This window comes from Chondromyces apiculatus DSM 436 (genome assembly GCF_000601485.1).
Classification (GTDB): Bacteria; Myxococcota_A; Polyangia; order Polyangiales; family Polyangiaceae; genus Chondromyces; species Chondromyces apiculatus.
The window spans coordinates 323,204-342,564 of record NZ_ASRX01000005.1 but is presented as its reverse complement, the minus strand read 5'-3'; the positions used below and the strand labels follow the sequence as shown (position 1 = coordinate 342,564).

The 19,361-nt window shown below is 70.6% G+C and carries 17 protein-coding genes and 1 pseudogene; 14 read left to right on the top strand and 4 right to left on the bottom strand.

What is annotated here, in order from left to right; translation table 11 throughout:
* From CAP_RS04510 to CAP_RS04485, 6 genes are all read left to right on the top strand, one after another.
* On the top strand, window positions 1–1,418 hold a 1,418-nt coding region (locus tag CAP_RS04510), incomplete at its 5' end, for a TolC family protein (protein ID WP_044236317.1).
* 14 nt (window positions 1,419–1,432) lie between these two features.
* On the top strand, window positions 1,433–2,566 hold the full coding sequence (locus tag CAP_RS04505) for an efflux RND transporter periplasmic adaptor subunit (RefSeq protein WP_052374135.1): 1,134 nt from the start codon (window positions 1,433–1,435) through the stop codon (window positions 2,564–2,566).
* Between the two features lie 104 nt (window positions 2,567–2,670).
* Window positions 2,671–5,829 (top strand): efflux RND transporter permease subunit, encoded by a 3,159-nt coding sequence (locus CAP_RS04500; RefSeq protein WP_044236316.1) that lies wholly within the window; start codon window positions 2,671–2,673, stop codon window positions 5,827–5,829.
* 163 nt (window positions 5,830–5,992) lie between these two features.
* Window positions 5,993–7,615, top strand: a complete 1,623-nt coding sequence (locus tag CAP_RS04495; protein ID WP_044236315.1) for a hypothetical protein — start codon at window positions 5,993–5,995, stop codon at window positions 7,613–7,615.
* Between the two features lie 2 nt (window positions 7,616–7,617).
* Window positions 7,618–8,487 (top strand): hypothetical protein, encoded by an 870-nt coding sequence (locus tag CAP_RS04490; protein ID WP_044236314.1) that lies wholly within the window; start codon window positions 7,618–7,620, stop codon window positions 8,485–8,487.
* A gap of 55 nt (window positions 8,488–8,542) precedes the next feature.
* The gene (locus CAP_RS04485) at window positions 8,543–9,103 is read left to right on the top strand and encodes an MOSC domain-containing protein (protein ID WP_044236313.1); all 561 of its coding nucleotides are present in this window, start codon (window positions 8,543–8,545) and stop codon (window positions 9,101–9,103) included.
* 75 nt (window positions 9,104–9,178) lie between these two features.
* On the opposite strand, the gene CAP_RS04480 is transcribed toward CAP_RS04485, so the two are convergent.
* A complete protein-coding gene (locus CAP_RS04480) occupies window positions 9,179–9,913 on the bottom strand; it encodes a TetR/AcrR family transcriptional regulator (RefSeq protein ID WP_052374133.1) in 735 nt (244 codons plus the stop codon).
* 159 nt (window positions 9,914–10,072) lie between these two features.
* Between CAP_RS04480 and CAP_RS04475 the strand changes: the two genes are divergently transcribed.
* The gene (locus CAP_RS04475) at window positions 10,073–10,435 is read left to right on the top strand and encodes an EthD domain-containing protein (RefSeq protein ID WP_044236312.1); all 363 of its coding nucleotides are present in this window, start codon (window positions 10,073–10,075) and stop codon (window positions 10,433–10,435) included.
* 42 nt (window positions 10,436–10,477) lie between these two features.
* On the opposite strand, the gene CAP_RS04470 is transcribed toward CAP_RS04475, so the two are convergent.
* Together CAP_RS04470 and CAP_RS04465 are read right to left on the bottom strand one after the other, a co-directional pair.
* Window positions 10,478–11,029 (bottom strand): hypothetical protein, encoded by a 552-nt coding sequence (locus CAP_RS04470; protein WP_044236311.1) that lies wholly within the window; start codon window positions 11,027–11,029, stop codon window positions 10,478–10,480.
* Window positions 11,030–11,852: 823 nt separating this feature from the next.
* The gene (locus tag CAP_RS04465; protein WP_044236310.1) at window positions 11,853–12,248 is read right to left on the bottom strand and encodes a hypothetical protein; all 396 of its coding nucleotides are present in this window, start codon (window positions 12,246–12,248) and stop codon (window positions 11,853–11,855) included.
* Window positions 12,249–12,715: 467 nt separating this feature from the next.
* On the opposite strand from CAP_RS04465, the gene CAP_RS04460 reads away from it, so the two are divergent.
* The 3 genes from CAP_RS04460 to mtnA all read left to right on the top strand — a co-directional run bounded on the left by CAP_RS04460 (window position 12,716) and on the right by mtnA (window position 15,170).
* Entirely contained in the window at window positions 12,716–13,570 is an 855-nt protein-coding gene (locus CAP_RS04460; RefSeq protein WP_044236309.1) for an SDR family oxidoreductase, read from the top strand.
* A gap of 2 nt (window positions 13,571–13,572) precedes the next feature.
* On the top strand, window positions 13,573–13,887 hold the full coding sequence (locus CAP_RS04455; protein WP_044236308.1) for a hypothetical protein: 315 nt from the start codon (window positions 13,573–13,575) through the stop codon (window positions 13,885–13,887).
* A 197-nt stretch (window positions 13,888–14,084) separates the two neighbouring features.
* On the top strand, window positions 14,085–15,170 hold the full coding sequence (gene mtnA, locus CAP_RS04450) for an S-methyl-5-thioribose-1-phosphate isomerase (RefSeq protein WP_081864548.1): 1,086 nt from the start codon (window positions 14,085–14,087) through the stop codon (window positions 15,168–15,170).
* A gap of 12 nt (window positions 15,171–15,182) precedes the next feature.
* Here mtnA and CAP_RS04445 read toward each other — a convergent pair whose 3' ends face one another.
* A complete protein-coding gene (locus CAP_RS04445; protein ID WP_156040487.1) occupies window positions 15,183–15,860 on the bottom strand; it encodes a DUF899 family protein in 678 nt (225 codons plus the stop codon).
* Window positions 15,861–16,086: 226 nt separating this feature from the next.
* On the opposite strand from CAP_RS04445, the gene CAP_RS04440 reads away from it, so the two are divergent.
* The 4 genes and pseudogenes from CAP_RS04440 to lipA all read left to right on the top strand — a co-directional run bounded on the left by CAP_RS04440 (window position 16,087) and on the right by lipA (window position 19,355).
* A complete protein-coding gene (locus CAP_RS04440) occupies window positions 16,087–16,962 on the top strand; it encodes an aldo/keto reductase (protein ID WP_044236306.1) in 876 nt (291 codons plus the stop codon).
* Window positions 16,959–17,903 (top strand): leucine-rich repeat domain-containing protein, encoded by a 945-nt coding sequence (locus CAP_RS04435; protein ID WP_044236305.1) that lies wholly within the window; start codon window positions 16,959–16,961, stop codon window positions 17,901–17,903. The genes CAP_RS04440 and CAP_RS04435 overlap by 4 nt, the downstream gene beginning before the upstream one ends.
* 6 nt (window positions 17,904–17,909) lie before the next feature.
* Window positions 17,910–18,038: pseudogene (locus tag CAP_RS04430) on the top strand (transcriptional regulator); the annotation flags it as partial.
* Window positions 18,039–18,194: 156 nt separating this feature from the next.
* On the top strand, window positions 18,195–19,355 hold the full coding sequence (lipA, locus tag CAP_RS04425) for a lipoyl synthase (protein ID WP_044236476.1): 1,161 nt from the start codon (window positions 18,195–18,197) through the stop codon (window positions 19,353–19,355).
* Window positions 19,356–19,361 lie beyond the last annotated feature (6 nt).

Genomic DNA, 19,361 nt, shown 5'->3' with positions numbered 1-19,361 from the left:
CACCCGCGCCACCCGCGCCACCCGCGCCACCTGCGGGCGGCGCGCCTGCCGCGCCCCCGTCCAGCGCTGCCCGCGGCTCCGCCTCCTCCCCCACCCTCTTCGTCCCCTCCTCCACCCTCGATCTCGCCGCCCTCACCCGCCTCATCGCGCAGAACACCGCGGCCATCGAGACCGCCGCGCTGGAGGCCGATCTCGCCGCTGCGGAGGTCGCCCAGAGCCGCCTCTTCGACAACCCCACCCTCGACGCCACCTGGGACACCATCCCTCTCGGCGAGACCAACCCGCCCGGGATGGCCAGGCCTTTCGCCAGCATCCCGAACTACGGGGTGGGCCTCAGCTACACCGTCCCTCTCGGCAAGCGCGGTCCTCGCCAGGATCGCGCCGTCGCCCTCGAACGCGCCGCCCGCGCCTCTCTCGACGCCGGTACCCGGGAGCGCGCGATCGAGCTGGCGCGCCTCCTGGGCACCCTCGCCACCTCCACCCTGCGCCTCGTGGGGGTCCGGGGGATCGTGGACAGTGGGACGCGCGCCATCGCCGTCGCCGAGGACCGGCTCGCGTCGAGCTTCGGGACGCCCCTCGACATCGATCGGCTCAAGATCGAGGTCGCGCGCGCCGAGCAGCAGGTCCTCTCGGCGGAGAGCGACAGGACCTACGCCCTCGCCGCGTGCGCGTCGCTGGTCGGCATGACCTGCCGTCCCTTCCGCAGCGATGGCGAGGCCCGGAGCTTCCTCACCGCCTGGCTCGATCAGGCTTCGCGCAGGGCCACCACCGCGGCGTCTCTGGAGGAGCGCCCCGACGTGCGCGCGCTCGACGCCTACGGCAAGGCCGCCACCGCCGAGGCCAGGCTGGCCCGCGCCCAGGCGATCCCGGATCCCACGGTGCGCCTCGGCTACGTGCACGATCGCTTTCTCATCTCCGGCAACCAGCAGAACTCCCTCAACCTCTCCGTGAGCCTGCCGCTGCCCTTCTTCGACCATGGGCAGGCTCAGGCGCGCGCCGCCGAGTCGAAGCGCAGCCGCTTCAGTCAGCAGCGCGTGAAGACCCTGCAGGCCGCGCGCGCCAAGCTCCCCGCCCTCACCCAGAGGCTCGCCGCCCAGCGGGAGCGCCAGGAAGCGCTCTCCACCCGGATCATGCCCCAGGCCCTCGCGGTGCTCAGCAATGTCGAGCGCGCGGTCGAGGGGCGCCTGCTTCCCCTCTCGGACGCCATCCAGGCCCGCCGCGCGGTCGGCGAGCTGCTCGTCGAGGAGGCCGACAGCTTTGCCGATGCCTTCGACGCCGCGCTCACCCTGACCGCCGAGCTGCCCCCCACCGCTCCCTCCACGCCCGCCACGCCCGCCACGCCCGCCACGCCCGCCACGCCCGCCACGCCCGCCAAACACACCACACACACCACCAACGCCGCGCCCACGCTCAAGTGAAGGATCACGACGCCATGAACTGCCGCACCTTCGTCTCCGCCCTCGCCTTCACCGTCCCGGGCCTCCTGTCCCTCGGCGGGTGCAAGAAGCCCGCGGTGGAGGCCACCGCCGCGCCCTATGCCATCGAGCCCGACGGGGTGCGGCTCCAGCCGGGCTCTCCCCGACCCGTGCGCTTCGAGACGGCGCAGGCCGAGCTGGGCGCGCCCCTCGTCCCGCCCCCGGTCACCGCGCGGGTCACCACCGTGGAGACCATGACCGCGCCGAGCTTCGCGCCCCTCGAAGGCCGGGTCGTGGAGATCCGCGCCCGCCTCGGGGACCAGGTCCAGCAAGGCGACAAGCTCGTTCTGGTGCGTACGGCCGATCTGGCGTCGCTCCAGCACGAGCTGTCAGCGGCGAACCTCGCCATCCGCACCCGCCAGGCGGTCATCGAGCGCCTCGAACGGCTCTCCGAGACCCGCGCCGCTTCCCAGCACGATCTGCTGGTCGCCCGCAGCGAGCTTGCCGAGGCCAGGCTCGCCGCCCATGCCGCGAGCGCCAAGCTCCGCTCGCTGTCGGTCTCCCAGCAGGGCGATACCCTGTACTGGGTCCTGGCGACGCGCTCCGGGACCGTCGTCGAGCTGAACGCCGCTCCCGGGGCCGAGGTCGGGCCCAACCGGGAGCGGCCCCTGGTCACCGTGGCCGATCTCGACGAGGTGCTCGCTGTCGGCGACCTCGCCCAGAACGGGACCTTCGGCCTCAGCGCCGGGATGACGGCGCGCATCACCATCCCCGGCCGCAGCGGCACCACCGTGCTCGGCGAGGTGGAGACGGTGTCCGAGGTCGTCGACCCCACCCGCCAGACGGTGCCCATCCGGGTCCGCGTCGCGAACAAGGAGCGGATCCTGCGTCCCAACGCCTACGTCGACCTCACCTTCGAGCCGCGGGACCAGGGCGCGATCGTGCAGGTCCCCACCGCGGCGGTGGTGAGCGATGGCGCCCTCTCCGTGGTCTTCATCGAGTCGGAGCCCGGTGTGCTCCGCCGCCGTGAGGTGCGCCTCGGCCGGCAGGGCCGCGACCGGGTGGAGGTGGTCTCCGGCCTCGACGCGGGCGAGCACGTGGTCACCACCGGCGCCCTGCTCCTCCTCAACGCTCTCAACATCGAGGGCTGAGAGCGCGGGCGCCCACCACGCCACCACGCCACCACGCCACCACGCCACCACGCCACCACGCCACCACGCCACCACGCCGCCACGCTCAACCGAAGGACGATCCCGTGTTCGAAGCCATCGTCGCCGCTGCCCTGCGCCACCGCATGGCGGTGCTCATCGCGACCCTCATCACCGCGCTCTGGGGCGTGTGGGCCTACAGCGGCCTCACCATCGAGTCCTTCCCCGACCCGACAGACACCCAGGTCAACCTCATCACCATCAACGCCGGGCAGCCCGCGGAGGAGATGGAGCGCCAGGTCTCGGTCCCCATCGAGCGCGCCGTCAACGGCATGCCTGGCCTGTTCCGGACGCGCTCCATCAACCTCTTCGGGCTGTCCTTCGTCACCCTCACCTTCCGCGATGGCATCGATCCCATCTTCGCCCGCGCGCAGACGCTGGAGCGCCTCTCCAACGTCGATCTTCCCGACGGGGTGAAGCCCGAGCTGGGGTCGTTCTCCACGCCCATCGGCGAGATCTACCGCTACACGCTGCGCGGCGAGCGGAACGACCCGCTGGAGCTGCGCACGCTACAGGACTGGGTGGTGATCCCGCGCCTGCTCCGCGTCGAGGGGGTGGCCGACGTGGTGAGCTACGGGGGGCTGGTGCGCCAGATCGAGGTCCGCCCCGATCGGGTCGCCATGGCCGCCCGCGGGCTCACCATGGGTGATCTGGAGAGCGCGCTGCGCGAGGCGTCCCGCAACGCCTCGGGGGGCATCGTCGAGCGCGGATCGGAGCAGCTCATCATCCGCAGCGAGGGGATCTTCCGCGACGTGCCCGACATCGGGAACGTGTCGGTCGCGACGCGGGATGGGACGCCCATCCTGCTCAAGGACATCGCCAGCGTGCAGAACGGCTGGATGCCCCGGCAGGGGATCGTGGGCCGCGCCGAGGATCAGGACGCGGTGGAGGGCATCGTGCTGATGCGGCTCGGCGAGAACCCGAGCGAGGTGCTGGAGCGCGTCCGCGGCAAGATCACCGAGATCAATACCCAGGTGCTCCCGAAGGGGACCGAGATCTGGACCTTCTACGATCGCACCGAGCTGGTCTCCAGCACGCTCAAGACGGTGGGGCGGAACCTCGCGGAGGGGGCGCTCCTCGTCACCTTCGTGCTCTTCGTGTTCCTCCTCGATCTGCGCGCGGCCCTGATCGTCGCCTCGATCATTCCGCTCTCGCTCTTCACGGCGTTCATCTACCTGCGCTCCCGCGGCATGGCGGCGAACCTGATCTCGATGGGCTCCGTGGACTTCGGGATCATCGTCGACGGGGCGGTGGTGATCATCGAAGCCATCACGTTCCGCATGGCGCAGGCGGCGCGCGCCTCCCACGCCGAGCACGCCGAGCAGGGGATCGCCCTTCCTCATCCGGATACGGTCACGGAGCGCGTCAAGCGCGCGGTCAGTGACGTGGCGCGACCCACGGTGTTCTCGCTGCTGATCATCATCGCGGCGTACCTGCCGATCTTCCTGCTCCAGCGGGTCGAGGGCCGGATGTTCTCGCCCATGGCGCACACCGTAGTCGCCGCCCTGCTCGGCAGCCTCGCGTTCTCCATCACGCTCGTGCCGGTGCTGGCGACCTTCGCCTACCGCAAGCCCAGGCCGCACCGCGATTCTCCGGTGCTCATCTGGGCCACACGCGCGTACCTGCCCGTCCTCCGCGCCGCGCTCCGGCGCCCGGCCGTGGTGCTCGCCGCCGCCACGCTCTCGCTCGGGGGGGCCGGGTTCATCCTCGCGAACCGCGGGAGTGAGTTCCTGCCGGAGCTGAACGAGGGGGCGCTGTACATCACCTTCACGCTGCCCTCGAACACCGCGCTCGATGAGGGGCGGCGCCTGGTGCCCACGCTGGCCACCCTGGTCGACGGCTTCCCGCAGGTGGAGACGCGGGTCAGTCAGCTCGGGAGGCCGGAGGACGGTACCGATCCCAAGATGGCGAACAACCTGGAGTTCTTCGTCAAGCTCAAGCCCGCGGCGGAGTGGCCCGCCGATACGCCGACGCTCGGCGCGCTGGTGGACAAGATGGCGGCCACGTTCGGCGCGATCCCGGGGCTGGAGGTGAACTTTTCGCAGCCCATCCGCGACAACGTGAACGAGAACATCTCGGGGCAGGTCGGGCAGATCGCGCTCAAGATCTACGGGGACGATCTGCAGCAGCTCCAGGCCACCGCGGAGGCCGCGAAGGCGGCCATCGCCGACGTGCGCGGAGTCGCGGACCTGGGCATCGTCAAGAGTGGCGAGGTGCCGCAGATCCAGGTCCATCCCGATCGGCATGCGCTGGGCCGGTTCGGACTCACCATGGAGGAGCTGCAGAGCTTTCTCTCCACCGCGCTCGGGGGGCAGGTGGTGGGCACGCTCTGGGAGCAGGATCGCTCGTTCGATGTGGTGCTCCGGCTGCCCCGCGCTTCCCGCGATACGCTGGAGAGCGTGGCCGGTCTGCGGGTGCCCACGCCGGGCGGGGGGCTGGTTCCCCTCTCGTCGCTCGCGGAGGTCGAGGTGGGGTACGGGCGCGCCTCCATCAACCGCGAGAACGGGCAGCGCTACCTGGGCGTGCGCATGAATGTGCGCGGGCGCGATCTGGGCTCGTTCGTCGAGGAGGCCCGCGCGGTCGTGGTCGACAAGGTGCCCCTGCCCGCGGGCATGAGCGTGGAGTGGGGGGGGGAGTTCGAGTCCAAGGAGCGCGCCATGAACCGCCTCCTGGTGGTGGTGCCTCTCGCCCTGGTCATCACCCTGGGGCTGCTGTTCAACGCCTTCGGGTCGATGCAGCTCGCGCTGCTGGTGCTGCTCAACGTTCCCTTCGCGCTGATCGGGGGGGCCCTCGGGCTCTGGCTGTTCGAGATGCCGATGTCCATCGCGGCCGCGGTGGGGTTCATCGCGCTCGTGGGGCAGGCGTCGCTGAACGGGGTGCTCGTGCTCTCGGCCATCGACGAGCTGCGTCAGAAGGGGCTGCCGCTCGGCGAGGCCATCGTGCAGGGGGCCCGGGACCGGCTCCGCGCGGTGCTGATGACCGCCGCCCTCGCGGCCCTGGGTCTGGTCCCTGCCGCGTTCTCCAAGGCCATGGGCGCCGAGACCCAGCGGCCCATCGCGGTGGTCATCGTGGGGGGCACCGTCTCGGCGGCCATCCTGACCCTGGTCGTCCTCCCGGTGATGTACCAGCTCATGATCCAGGCCCGCGCCCGGCTCACCCGCGCCGAGCTGCCCTCCCCTGCCCCCGCGACCGCCCCGCCCGCGTAATCCGTTGCCTGCCGCGTATTCTTCACCGCGCCGCCCGCGCCGCCCGCGCCGCCCGCGCCAGCACACGTCCGCAAGCGTCCGCAGGCGTCCGCAAGCGCCCGCACATCCCCCACTTCGGCCGTTCTTTCGACCTCACCTCGGGGTGGGTTACAGTGCGCGACCCATGCCTCGTCCTCGCTTCATCGCCCGCCTGTCGTGCGCCCTGGTTCCTGCCCTGGCCGCACTGATCCTGGCGCAAGGAGCCGCGCACGCACAGGGGGCGGCCGCCGCCCCGAAGGACGCCCAGGCCGAGAAAGCCATCACCGCGGCGATGGACAGCGACTTCCTGGAGACGAAGTTCGACAAGGCCCAGCAGAAGCTCCAGGCAGCCCTGGATGCCTGCGGCGACACGGGGTGCTCGAAGGCGGTCAAGGCGCGGCTCTACGTCGCGCTCGGGACCGTCCTCGCCCACGGGCTGAAGGAGCTGGAGGACGCGCGCGATGCGTTCACGGAGGGGCTCAAGCTCGACCCCGGGGTGAAGCCCGATCCCGACCTCAACTCGACCGCCGTGTCGTTCGCCTTCGAGCAGGCCCGCACGGCGCTCACCCGCAGCAGCACCAGCACGGGCCTCACGCTCACGCCGCCGCCCGAGCAGGCGGTGAACACGCCCATCCCGGTCTACGCCGAGATCCGGGAGGATCTGCTCGCGCGCACCCAGCAGGTGACGCTGTCGTACCAGGCTCCGGGGGCGAGCGCGTTCAAGCCGCTGCTGATGAAGAAGCTGCGGGACCGGGGGTACGGGATCAACATTCCCTGCGTGGACCTCACCGCCGAGGGGCCGGTTCGCTACTACCTGGTCGCCACGGACAAGGACGGCGCCATCGTGGCCACCGCAGGGTCGCGCGAGGCTCCGCTCACCACCGCCGTGAAGAAGACGCTCAGCGGGGCGCCTCCGAGCTGGCCCGACTTCGCGCCGCCCACCACGTGCGCCGTCGTGGAAGCCGAGAAGCCGGCCTCGCAGTGCCTCGACGATCGTCAGTGCAACGAGGGGCTCCAGTGCTCCGCCGGCGCCTGCGTGCCCCGGCCGCCGCCGCCTCCCCCCGATACGCTGCGCCGCAACTGGGTCTCGCTGTCGTTCGGTCCGGATGTGTCGCTCTTCTCCGGTGAAGGGGTGTGCTCTCTGCAGGGGCAGTCCGAGCAGAATTACGTCTGTCTGCGCGATGACGACACGCGCTACGACGGCGTCCCCACGGGCGACGTGGCCAACAACGTCAACCCCGGCTTCGCGCTCGGGACGCTGCGGCTGGCCCTGGGCTACGAGCGGATGCTGCTGGAGAACGTCAGCGTCGGTGCCCGGGTGGGGTTCGCGTTCCTCGGCACGAGCGACGGCGGCGCGTCCTTCATGCCGCTCCACCTGGAAGCGCGGGGCCAGTACTACCTGCTGCCGCGGGCGCTCAAGGGCGTCGGTGTCTCGCCCTATGTGCTCCTCTCGACCGGGCTCGCTCAGGTCGACAGCCACGTCGACGTGCAGACCTACGAGGACGCCGCGGCCTGCGGCGCGAACGTGAACGATCCCGCGAGCCCCTGCACCCACCCGTCGGGAGGCACGGATCGCATCGAGGAGCCCCGGCTGCAGACGCTGCGCGCGACCAAGCAAGCAGGGCTCGGGTTCCTGACCGCAGGGGCCGGCATCAAGTACGAGCCGCACCCCGGGCTGGCGCTCAACGTCGCCGTCCGGGCCGGCCTCACTTTTCCCGTGGTGACCATGCTCATCGCCCCCGAGCTGGGCGTTGGAATCGGCTTCTGATCATGACCTCTCCCCGCACCAAGTCTTCCCCCGCCGCTGGCCTGAAGAGCGAGCGCCTCGAAGCTGCGCTGGCGCGCGCGCTCGATGGCGACGTCGATGAGCTGATCGATCAGCTCACCCGGGCCTCGGGCATGCCCGGTCCGCGGCCGAACCTGGACCTGGCCCGCGCGATGGGGCAGGCCATCGCCCGCGCAGGAGGGCGGGGGGTGGAGCTGCTCAAGGTGCTCGCGGCCCAGGAGAAGCGCGAGTACCTGCAGATGGTGGTCGCCCACGGCTACGCGACGCGCGCGGCCGAGGGGAAGGCCGACGCGAGCGAGCTGCTGCAGCGGCTGGCAGAGGATCCGCACAAGCAGATCCGCGATGGGGTGGTCGACGCGCTGCGGGCGCTGCTGGAAGCACGGGGGGAAGCGGTGATCGGGCCGCTCGCGGCGTGGACCGACGGGTACCTGCAGGCGAGCGTGGTGCTCGCGGCGCTCGGTGAGCGGGAGGTGCTGGCGCGGCTCCCCGGGAACGCCGCCAGCGAGGTGCTGGCGCGGCTCGATGAGTCGTTCGATCTCGCCGACAAGTCGCCTCGCGCGGCGGAGCGGCTCCAGGGGGTGCGTCAGCTCCGGGAGGGGATGCCGCGGCAGATCGCGCTGTTCGCGTCGCGGTTTCCGGAGACGATCGGGTGGCTGGAGCAGCGGGCCGCGAACACGGAGCGGCCGGAGTCGCGGCAGGTGATCGATGAGGCGCTGACGGCGCTGCGCAAGGAGACGTTTCCGCAGGCGGAGGTGGATCGGCTCGCGAAGATCCTGGTGGGGAGCGCGCCCCCCGAGCGCTACGCGGCGCGGATCGTCCAGGGGACGCGGAAGCGCAGCAAGGGGCGGCGCTGACGGCCGCGACGGCGCGCACACGCCCGATGGTCGAGCGCCTGCGAAGCCTCACGCGATGACGGATCAACCTCTCTCCGAAGCCCGCGTGGAGGCCGTCAGCGCCCGGGCCCGCCACGAGCTGTCGAAGCCGGTGCGGTCGCGGATCTGTCTGGTGGCAGGACGCGGCGTGGAGGGGGACGCGCACGCGGGGGAGAAGGTGCAGCACCTGTACGATGCGCGGAAGAACCCGGAGCGGCCGAACCTGCGGCAGGTGCACCTCATCGCGGGAGAGCTGCACGATGCGCTGAGGAAGGAAGGGTTCGAGGTGCACGCCGGTCAGATGGGGGAGAACATCACCACGCGGGGGGTGGATCTGCTGGGGCTGCCGCGCGGGGCGAGGCTGCACCTGGGGGCCGAGGCGGTGGTCGAGGTGACGGGGCTGCGGGAGCCGTGCAAGAAGCTGGATCGGCTGCAGAAGGGGCTGATGAAGGCGGTGATGGGGCGGGATGAGGCGGGGGCGCCGGTGTTCAAGATCGGGGTGATGGGGATCGTGCTGGCGGGGGGAGAGATCAAGGCGGGGGACAGGATCCGGGTGGAGCTGCCGGAGCTGCCGCACGAGGCGCTGCAGGCGGTTTGAGGCGACCTCCGGGCACGGAGACAGGTCCTGCCTGACTGGTTTGTCCCCGCGCCGCCGTGACCCGAGCGCCCGTGATCACCCTCTTTCCCAGGGCTCCAGGTAGCGGTGGAGCATGGCCTTCGTCTCGGCGAGGATCGCCTTCTCCTGGGTGGGCTGGCGCAGGGCGAAGAGGAGCATCCCGGTCATCACCTCCACGATCATGGAGGCGATGAGGGGGCGCTTGGGAGCGGGGAGGCCAGGGAGCTTGGCGCGGAGAGGGGCTTCGAGGGCGCGTGAGAGATCGCGTCCCAGCTCGCGGTTGAAGGCGTCGCCTTCGCGCGAGGCCTCCGGGCTCTGGTGGCCGTGGAGCCACACGGCGCGGAAGCCCGGCTCGGTCTCGTGGAAAGCGGCGAAGGCGTCGAGGGCGCCGTCGAGGAGGTCGCGCCAGGGGCGGTCCATCAAGGGGCCCTCCAGGAAGGAGGCGACGAGGAGGCGGGTGCGCTCGCGGGTGCGCGCGACGAGGGCCTGGAAGACGGCCGGTTTGTTGGGGAAGAACTGGTAGATGGAGCCGATGGAGGTCTCGGCACGCGCGGCGATGGCGTCCATGGTGGCGGCGTCGTAGCCGGCTTCGCCGAAGACGTGGGCCGCGGCTTCGAGGATGCGCTCGACGCGCTGGCGGCTGCGCTCCTGGGTGGGGACGCGCCGGGTGGGCTCGCAGACCTCGGGCGCAGGCGCGGGTTCGTGCTGCGCTTTGGCGCGTTTCCCGAGGACAGGTTCGCGCTGCGCCCTGGGGCGTTTCTCGGGTTTCCTGGGTTTCGCCTTGACAGACATGAGGCGGGGCTCAGATTATTGGGAGCGAACGTGAGGAAGTCCTCAGGTTCGTTCAGGCCTCAGGACCCGACGCAGGGAGCATGGCGGACATCGTGCCGAGAGGGCAAGGGTCCGCGCAGGCGAGGCGCGCCGGGTCGCTGCGCGTTTCAGGAGCACTCCATGCTGAAGGTATTCGGTTTTCTCGTCAGGAAGCCCGGGCTCGAGAGGCAGGCGTTCATCGACCATTACGAGAACGAGCACATTCCCTTGATTTGCAGGCTGGCGACCATTCCCACGGTGTACAAGCGCAACTATGTGGTGCGGGGGGATGGTTCCAACCTGCCCTTCAACGAGGAGAGGGGGGATGTCGATTTCGATGTGGTGACGGAGCTGGTGTTTGCAGACCGGGCGGCGTTCCAGGCGTGGCAGGGGGAGCTCTCCAGGCCGGGGGTCGGCGAGCAGGTGGTCGCGGACGAGGAGAGGTTCCTGGATCGGTCGCGGACGCGGGCGTACGTGATTGAGGAGTACGTGACGGCGGGGTGAGTGCGGGCGCGGGCGCGGGGACTGGAGGGCGGGGAGCGGAGTTCAACCGCGCCAGTCCGCGATGGGGAAGGCGTGCTCGAAGCAGGTCTCGTCATTGCGGTACCAGACGAGGCCGAGGCTGTCCCATTCGTCGAGGAGCTTGGGGGGGCGCTCCGTCGGGAGGGCGGGAGCGACGCTGCCCCGCCACGGCGGCAGCGGTGGGGCCACGAGGACGCGCTGGACGCCGATCTCCCGGAGCGCCCGGTTGAGCATGCCGTCGTCGGAGGTCCTGTCGATGACGACGGCGCCGTGGCGCCAGAACTGGGAGGTGTTCTCGCCCATGCCGGCGTGCCAGTTGGACTCCATCCACACGACCTCGCCGCGCTGCGAGAGGGCGGCGCCGGTCGGCTCGATGAGGTCGCCACCACCGAGCCAGTCGGCGCGCGTAAGGTCGGCCGCGATCGCGATCTTCGCGGCGTTCTCGGTGAGGTCGTAGGGGAGAGGGGCGAGCCAGAAGCCCTGCGAGAGCTCCAGGATGCGGGCGCCAGGCATGAGGTCCGCGAGGCCCAGGAGGACCTGGGAACGAGCGATGTAGGCGGAGAGGTGGTGACCCACGGGCGACCTCGAACGATGGCCGAGGGCATTGTCGGGTAGCAGTCGCAGGTCGCGCAACGCGTCGCCGTCCCCGGAGCACGCCTCGCGGGCGCCACGCAGGTACGGGCACCAGGCGCGCGATGGGGTGCAGCAGGAAGAGGCCAAGACCCGCCCGGGAAAGGACGAGGCCATGGCGGGTTTCGGGGGGTGGATGATGGAGAAGGGACAGGAAGGGGGTTAGGAGAGAGAGATGGATGGGACATGTAGGGGGGTACGTTGGAGATGGGGCGAGCGGCGGAAGGGGCAAGGGCAGAGTTTGGGGACGTGGGGGGCAGAGTTTGGGGACGTGGGGGCAGAGCTTGGGGACGTGGGGGCAGAGCTTGGGGACGTGGGGGCAGAGCTTGGGGCCAGCCGACGAGAGCTTGGGTCCACGCAGGTGGAGCTTGGGTCGGGCCGACAAGAGCTTGGGTCCACACAGGTGGAGCTTGGGTCGGGCCGACAAGAGCCTGGGGGCACCGGACAAGAGTTGAAGCGCTGCTCCTCGGGCAGTTCTTCCCCGCTGTCGAGGAGCAGGCGCTTGGACGCGATCGGATCGGGAGACTCCTTCTCGGAGAGCATGTCGGAGCGATAGGCGGTGTAGAGGACCACGGCATCCAGCTTCAGGCCGAGGACGCCAGAGAGCGCCCTCAGCATGCAGAGGCTCCAGCGCATCTGCTCCGTCGCTTCGGACCACTTCCATCGGTAGATCGTCTTCTTGCACTCGATGAGATGAGCTTCGGTCCAGCCGTCCTCGAAGCAACAGGTCGCCGAGCCGCTGCTCCAGGGTTCCGGACACCTGCACGGGTCAGGTCTCCCCGGCGAGCTGGTCCAGGAGGTCCACCTCTTCACCGAGGCGGAGGAGCGCGCGGTTGAAGGTGGGCATCACCATGCCACGAGGCGTCTTCTTCATCTCCACCACCGTCGAACGTCCGCCGGGAGCGTCGAGCTTGAACTCGTAACCAGCGACGTCGTCGGGCAGCAGGTAATCTTGCGGTGCGTAGCCGAGCCGCTCCTGAGCCTGGACGCGGCGCTCTTCGTCGAGGTCGCCAAGCTTGAGGAAGTTGTTGATCTGCTGGCAGAAGTTCTCGCTGTGGGTGGTGATCCAGACGTAGAAGCCCTTGCGGATCAGCCGCACGATGACCCGCGCCAGCAGGCACTGGAGCTCCGGGTGGAGGTGCGACTCGGGGTCAGGTCGAGCCACTCACCTCGCCTGGGTTCAGCCCGAAAAGCCTCTCGGAGGCTGCGCTCTGCCGCAGCCTTGTAGAGCTGCATGAACCCGGTGCGCGATGCTGGCAGATAGATCAGGGGCGAGAGGTTCGAAGGAGTCATTGAACTCGTGAAAGTGACTCATTCTGGAAACGCATGTTCCTGACCCTGGCGACGGCTCCAGCTCTGCCTGCATCGCCACGAGGCCCCAGAGGAGGGAGGCGAGGTAGCTCTTGCCGGTGTTGTTGGGGCCCACGAGGAGCATGAGCGGGTGGATGTCCACCGCAGCGCGCTCGATCCTGCCCAGCCCCTCCACCTCTAGCGCTCCGCCATGGGGGCGGTATGTCAGCAACACCCGGGGGGACACAATGCTCCCTGCCAGGACGCGCGACCCGGCCCCGGCTGCCGCGCCCTCCGCCCTCCACGGCCATCCCCCGGCCCGCCTGTGGTATGACGGCCCTCATGCGCCTCCAGGATCGAGTCGTCTTCATCACCGGGGCTTCCCGCGGCATCGGCCGCGCCGTGGCCCTCGCCTGTGCCCGCGAGGGTGCGAACATCGTCGTCGCGGCCAAGACCGACGTCGCCGAGAATCCCAAGATCCCCGGGACCATCCACGATGTGGCCAAGGAGGTCGAGGCCCTCGGGCGGAAGGCCCTGGCCCTCAAGCTCGACGTGCGCGACGACGCGGCGTGCGAGCAGGCGGTGAGCAAGGCCGTGGAGCACTTCGGCCGCATCGACGCCCTGGTCAACAACGCAGGCGCGCTCTGGTGGGCCGACGTGACCGAGACGCCGGTGAAGAAGTTCGATCTGATCATGGGCATCAACGTGCGCGCTTCGTTCGTGCTGTCGCGCGCGGCGCTGCCCCACATGGTGTCGCGCAAGTACGGGCACATCGTGATGATGTCCCCTCCCCTCGAAGGCGATGCGTCCTCGCCCGAGGTCTACGCGCACCACGGGGCCTACGCGGTGTCCAAGCTCGGCATGACCATGATCGCCCACGCCATCACCGCCGAGTACGCGGAGCACAACATCACGGCGCACGCGCTGTGGCCGGCAACCGCCGTGGAGAGCTACGCGACCATGAACTTCGGGCTCGGTGGGCCCGAGGTGTGGCGCAAGGCCGACATCATCGCCGACGGGACCGTGGCCCTGCTCGCGAAGGAGCCCTCCGCGCGCCGCGGCAAGGGCTGGATCGACGAGGATCTGCTGCGGGAGGAGGGCGTGACCGACTTCTCGAAGTACCAGTGCGTGCCGGGGGTGGAGCCGCCTCGCATGGAGTTCTCCTCGATCCCGAAGGCCACCGCGACCAAGGTGTAGCGATGCGCGACGACGACGACGACGACGACGACGACGACCGGATCCCGGTGGGCGCCGTGGACCCCACCCGCGAGATCTCGGCCATCTTCGACGATCTGGAGACGTTGCTGAAGAACGGCGACGTGGTCGCCGCGCTCACCAAGCGCGACGTCAATGCGAGCCTCGCGCTCGTCGCCATCGACGGCCTCCGGGCATACCTGGAGAACCGCAAGGCCGACGCCGTCGAGGATCTCTCCACCGTCGCCGAGGAGATCAAGATGCGCATGCAGCTCTCCAGCACGAGCCGTCACGGCAACGGCCACGACCCCAGCAACTAGTACTGCGTACCCTGGATCAGGGGCCTTTCGGCCCCTGCGCTCCCGATGGTCGCTACCCCCGTCGCTTCGCTCGAGCTCCGAGCCGAGGCCCCGGAACGACCTTGGGGAACGAGCGACTGCCCCCTGGTTGCCCCTTGTGCTTCGCGGGACGTCACGCGATGAACCAGGACCACCGCGATGCACGAGGTCCCCACCCGATGAGCAGCACCGTCTCTCCCCCCTGGTCGCCGGCCCTCGCCCTCTCGGGGGCGAGCTACTCGGCGGCGGAGCTGTCGCCCGAGGGTGACCAGGTCTTCCTGCTGGAGCAGCGCGAGCTGCCGGGCGTGGAGCGGTACGTCACGCTCGGCACGGCCGCGGAGGTGGCGGAGGGGATCCGCGCCATGGTGGTGCGGGGGGCGCCGGCCATCGGGATCGCCGCGGCCTACGGGATGGCGCTCGCGGCGCGCGCCGCGCAGACCGAGGACGCGGAGGGCTATCTGGCGGCCATGCGGCAGGCGGGCGCGATCCTCGATGCGGCGCGGCCCACGGCCGTGAACCTCTCCTGGGCGGTGCGGCGCGCGCTCGCGCTGGCGGCCTCGCACGCGCATCAGGGCGGGGCCGAGAGGGCCGAGGCGATGGCCGCCCTGGGCCGCGCCATTCACCGCGACGATGTGGAGGCCTGCCGCGCCATGGGCCGGCTCGGCGCGGCGCACATGCCCGACGAGGGCGCGGTGCTCACCCACTGCAATGCGGGGGCGCTGGCGACAGGCGGCTACGGGACGGCGCTCGGGGTGATCCGAGCGGCCATCGAGGCGGGGAAGCGGATCCGGGTGCTCGCAGATGAGACGCGGCCTTACCTGCAAGGCGCGCGGCTCACCGCGTGGGAGCTGCAGAAGGACGGCGTCAACGTGGAGGTGCTCGCCGACTCCATGGCCGGCTGGCTGATGCAGCGGGGGGAGATCAAGGCGGTGGTGGTCGGCGCCGATCGCATCGCCAGGAACGGGGACGTGGCGAACAAGATCGGTACCTACGCCGTGGCCTGCCTGGCAAAGCACCACGGGATCCCGTTCTACGTGGCGGCGCCCTGGAGCACGGTGGACCTGGCCACGCCCGACGGCAGCGCCATTCCCATCGAGGAGCGCTCGTCCGAGGAGGTGGCGGTAATCGGCGGCAAGCGGATGATGCCCGAGGGCGTGCGGGCGCGGCACCCGGCCTTCGACGTGACACCGGCAGCGCTGGTGACGGCCATCTTCACGGAGCGCGGCGCCGCAGCTCCGGGCGAGATCGCGCGCCTCGCGGGTTGAGAGAGCGCGCGCTCAGCCCTTCTTGTCGTAGGAGAGCTTCGGATACCAGTCGGTCCCGCGGCCCTCGGGGGTGTTGTCGAGGATGATCCAGATCGGCATCAGCTCCGGCGCGCCGCGCGGGTCCTGCCCGGGATCGGCGGACTCGCTGCCCATCTCCCCGCCCCAGAAGTGCCGGACGGTACCGTCACGACGGGTGAAGACGTTGAGGCCGGGGAAGTCTTCGCCCTCCGGGCCCTCGGCGAGGTAGTCGCGGTTGAAGGTGTTGCCGGCCGACGAGTAGAGCCGGAGGTGCCTCCAGCCGCGCTCCTTCTTGAAGGCGGCGAGCTTCTCGATCGGCGACTTCGCGATCACCACCAGAGAGACGCGCTGCTCGATGTCCGGGACCTGTCCATCCCAGGCGCTCAGCAGCGAGGTACACATCGGGCAGGGGCGCTCCCGCTTGGGGCCGTACATGTAGTTGTAGGTGACGAGCGTGTCGTGGTCGCGGAACAGCTCGGAGAAGCGCGCCGGCCCCTCCTCGCCCTGGAAGAGGTAGTCCTCCGGGATCTGGCCACCCGGCGGCAGGGCGCGGCGCTGCTCCGCGACCCGTTCGAGGTGACGCCGCAGCTCGATCTCCTCGGCGAGGAGCGCCGTGCGCGCCTTGCGGTACTCGTCACTCTCGTTGGGATAGCGCCTGCCGTGCTCCGCCATCTCCCGTGCCGGCTTCAGCTCCTGATGCTTGCTCACGATGCACCTCCTCCACTCATGTGGGGCGTACCTTGCCGCTCATCCTCCGCACACGCCACCTGGAAGACAGGTCGATCGGCCCATCGCAAGAAACGGTGGCCAACCGCCGCGGGGGCTTGCAGAGTGGCCGCTCCGGTTGCCGCGACCCTTCGCTGCCAGCACCGGCCACACCTTCCAGAGGACATCCGAGATGAGTGAGATCAACGCTTCCGCGTCAGGGCAGTTCAAGCTCGGCGACATCACCGTGAACCGCCTCGGCTTCGGCGCCATGCGCGTCGTCGGCGACGGCGTCTGGGGAGAGCCCAAGGACAGGGCCGAGTGCCTGCGCACGCTGCGCCGCTTGCCCGAGCTGGGCGTCAATTTCATCGACACCGCCGACAGCTACGGCCCGCACATCAGCGAGGAGCTGCTCCGCGAGGCGCTGCACCCCTACGACGGCCTGGTCATCGCCACCAAGGGCGGCCTGGTGCGCCACGGCCCGGACCAGTGGCTGCCGGTGGGGCGGCCCGAGTACCTGAAGGCCACCACGCTGCTCAGCCTGCGGAGGCTCGGCGTCGAGCGCATCGATCTGTGGCAGCTCCACCGCATCGACCCCAAGGTGCCGCAGGACGAGCAGTTCGACGCCATCCGGCAGATGCAGCAGGAAGGCCTCATCCGCCACGTCGGCCTCAGCGAGGTCAACGTCGCGGAGATCGAGGCCGCGCAGAAGTACTTCCCGGTGGTCTCGGTGCAGAACATGTACAACCTGGTGACCCGCAGCCACGAGGCGGTGCTCGACCACTGCGCCGCGAAGAACATCGGGTTCATCCCCTGGTTCCCGCTCGCCGCCGGGAGCCTGGCCAAGCCCGGCTCGCTCCTCGACACGCTCGCCAAGGACAAGGGCTGCAGCCCGAGCCAGATCGCGCTGGCCTGGGTGCTCCAGCGCAGCCCGGTGATGCTGCCGATCCCGGGCACCGGCAAGGTGAAGCACCTGGAAGAGAACGTCGCCGCCAGCGGCATTCGCCTGTCGGAGGACGAGTTCAAGCAGCTCGATCAGCAAGGCCGCGCGGCGTCGACGACCTCGTGAGCTGGCGGCTGCGCGTCCTCCCCGCGCTCGTGCTGGCGGCATGCGCCGCGCCGTCGCGGCCCGATCCGGCCGAAGCTGCGCGGCGCGCCGAGGCCCAGCGCCTGGCGATGGCGCAGGCCTGCACCCCGGACGCGGGCGAGCGCACGGCCCGGTGTCCATGCGCTGTCATGGAGGACCTCGCCGCGCTCAAGGACGGGCCGGCGCTCGACCGGCTCGTGCTGCTCCCCATCGAGCCTCTCCGACTCGACACGCTCACGCGCCTCCACCACCTGCGCGCGCTGGGGATCGACACCTCCCGCGCGCCTGAGACGAGCGGCGTCGGGAAGCTCTCGCAGCTCCGGAAGCTGGCGATCACCGTGCCCGCGGGCGGGCTCGCGGAGATCGGACAGCTCCGGCAGCTCGAGGAGCTGACGCTGTTCCGGTCCAGGAGAGCCCCTCCTCCCTCCCGCCTGGATCTCGGGCCCCTGAGGGCGCTCACCGCGCTGCACGTGCTCGACCTCGAAGAGCTGAAGGTGCACGACCTGGGACCGCTGGGCGGGATGGCGAAGCTCGAACGACTCGTCCTCACCTGCGGTCCTGGCGTCGACCTGACGGCGCTGCGGGACCTCGTCGCGCTCCGCGAGCTGACGCTGCTCGGCCATCCCGTGGCGGATCTCGGCCCTCTCGCGTCCCTGAGGAACCTGCAGGTCCTCACCCTGGGCCCCCACCACCCCTCTTCTGACGCGCGCGCGTCAGAAGAGGGCGTGCAGGGAGACGAAGGAGACCTGCCCGTCAGCGTCGAGGTCAGAGACTTCAGGCAGCAGCTCGCACGCCTGAGCGGCGTCGAGGTCCGCCGCAAGGGATTCGAGGGGGAGGCGCTGTGCGACCTCGATCCCGATCAATGCCCGGATGGCTGCGAGGAGCGACGGAAGAGGCGTCGTCGACCCGCAGCGCTGCCATGATGACCCATGGACGTCTTCGGGGCGGTTGCCGAACCCGACCGGCGGGCCTTGCTCGACATGCTCCTCCTCGGGGAGCGGTCGGCGGGTGAGCCGGTGGCGAGCCTGCCGGCGCTCACCCCGCCCGCGGTCTCGCGGCAGCGGGGAACACGCGGGTGAGGCGCTCGGGCTGGCGGCACCGGGTGGCTCTGCGGGAGGCAGGGGAACGGGGGGTTCCGATGCTCCGGAGGCGCAGGGCGCGGGTCGAGGCGCTCGCCAGTAGCCGACGGCGTGGATCGGCACTACACCTCCCTGGTGACCACGACTTTCGAGCCGAAGAGCGCCGAGACGTCCGGGAACGCCGCGGTGAAGCCGCGCTTCGAGCCCAAGCCGCCGTGGCTGAAGGTGAGGGCGCCGGGCGGGGACACGTACCACGACATCAAGGCGACGCTGCGCAAGCTGGACCTGTTCACCGTCTGCGAGGAGGCACGCTGCCCGAACATCGGGGAGTGCTGGCGCGAGGGGACGGCGACGGTGATGCTGCTCGGGGACGTGTGCACGCGGGGGTGCCGGTTCTGCGCGGTGACCACGGGGGATCCGCGCGGGGCGGTGGACGTGCGGGAGCCGGAGCACGTGGCGCGGGCGATCGCACGCATGGGGTTGCAGTACGTGGTGATGACCATGGTGAACCGCGATGACCTGCTCGACGGCGGGGCGGAGCACGTGGGGCGCACGGTGGCGCGGCTGCGGGCGCTCCGGCCCGACATGCTGATCGAGACGCTGGTCGGCGACTTCCAGGGGCACCTGAGCCACGTGGACGTGGTGGTCGAGGCAGGGCCGGATGTGTTCGCGCACAACATCGAGGTGGTCCGGCGGCTCACGCGGTCGATCCGGGACGTGCGCGCGGGGTACGACCAGTCGCTCGACGTGCTGCGGCGGGCGAAGGCGCGGCAGCGGACGATCGCGGCGAGCGCGAAGGGGGACGGGGGGGCGCCGCGGCGGCTGACGAAGAGCTCGATCATGGTGGGGCTCGGGGAGACCGACGAGGAGATCGTGGAGACGCTGCGCGATCTGCGGGAGGCGGAGGTCGACGTGGTGACGCTCGGGCAGTACCTGCGGCCGTCGCCGAAGTACGCGCCGGTGAAGCGGTTCGTGACGCCGGAGGAGTTCGCGGCCTTCGGGAAGGCGGCGATGGAGATGGGGTTCCTCTACGCGGCGAGCGCGCCGCTGGTGCGGTCGAGCTACAAGGCCGCGGAGGTGTTCATCCACAGCGCGCTGCGGGGCGACGGAGAGAGCGGGGAGCAGGCCGAGGCGCTGCTCGGGGAGCGGCTGGCGGTGGCGCAGCGGGAGGCGGCGCGCGTCGCGGCAGAGCTGGGTCCGGCAGAGCAGGACGAGGGGGAAGAGGGGGGCAAGCGCGCACCAGCACCGCCGCGGACGTCACCGCTCATCCCGCTGGAGTCGCTGGTGCGACGGTGATGGGGC

What these genes read in the sequence shown, in the direction of transcription:
- CAP_RS04505 (WP_052374135.1), top strand. Translation starts at nt 1,433, where the DNA reads ATGAACTGCCGCACCTTCGTCTCCGCCCTCGCCTTCACCGTCCCGGGC.
- CAP_RS04495 (WP_044236315.1), top strand. Translation starts at nt 5,993, where the DNA reads ATGCCTCGTCCTCGCTTCATCGCCCGCCTGTCGTGCGCCCTGGTTCCT.
- CAP_RS04490 (WP_044236314.1), top strand. Translation starts at nt 7,618, where the DNA reads ATGACCTCTCCCCGCACCAAGTCTTCCCCCGCCGCTGGCCTGAAGAGC.
- CAP_RS04485 (WP_044236313.1), top strand. Translation starts at nt 8,543, where the DNA reads ATGACGGATCAACCTCTCTCCGAAGCCCGCGTGGAGGCCGTCAGCGCC.
- CAP_RS04480 (WP_052374133.1), bottom strand. Translation starts at nt 9,913, where the DNA reads ATGTCTGTCAAGGCGAAACCCAGGAAACCCGAGAAACGCCCCAGGGCG.
- CAP_RS04475 (WP_044236312.1), top strand. Translation starts at nt 10,073, where the DNA reads ATGCTGAAGGTATTCGGTTTTCTCGTCAGGAAGCCCGGGCTCGAGAGG.
- CAP_RS04460 (WP_044236309.1), top strand. Translation starts at nt 12,716, where the DNA reads ATGCGCCTCCAGGATCGAGTCGTCTTCATCACCGGGGCTTCCCGCGGC.
- CAP_RS04455 (WP_044236308.1), top strand. Translation starts at nt 13,573, where the DNA reads ATGCGCGACGACGACGACGACGACGACGACGACGACCGGATCCCGGTG.
- mtnA (WP_081864548.1), top strand. Translation starts at nt 14,085, where the DNA reads ATGAGCAGCACCGTCTCTCCCCCCTGGTCGCCGGCCCTCGCCCTCTCG.
- CAP_RS04445 (WP_156040487.1), bottom strand. Translation starts at nt 15,860, where the DNA reads ATGGCGGAGCACGGCAGGCGCTATCCCAACGAGAGTGACGAGTACCGC.
- CAP_RS04440 (WP_044236306.1), top strand. Translation starts at nt 16,087, where the DNA reads ATGAGTGAGATCAACGCTTCCGCGTCAGGGCAGTTCAAGCTCGGCGAC.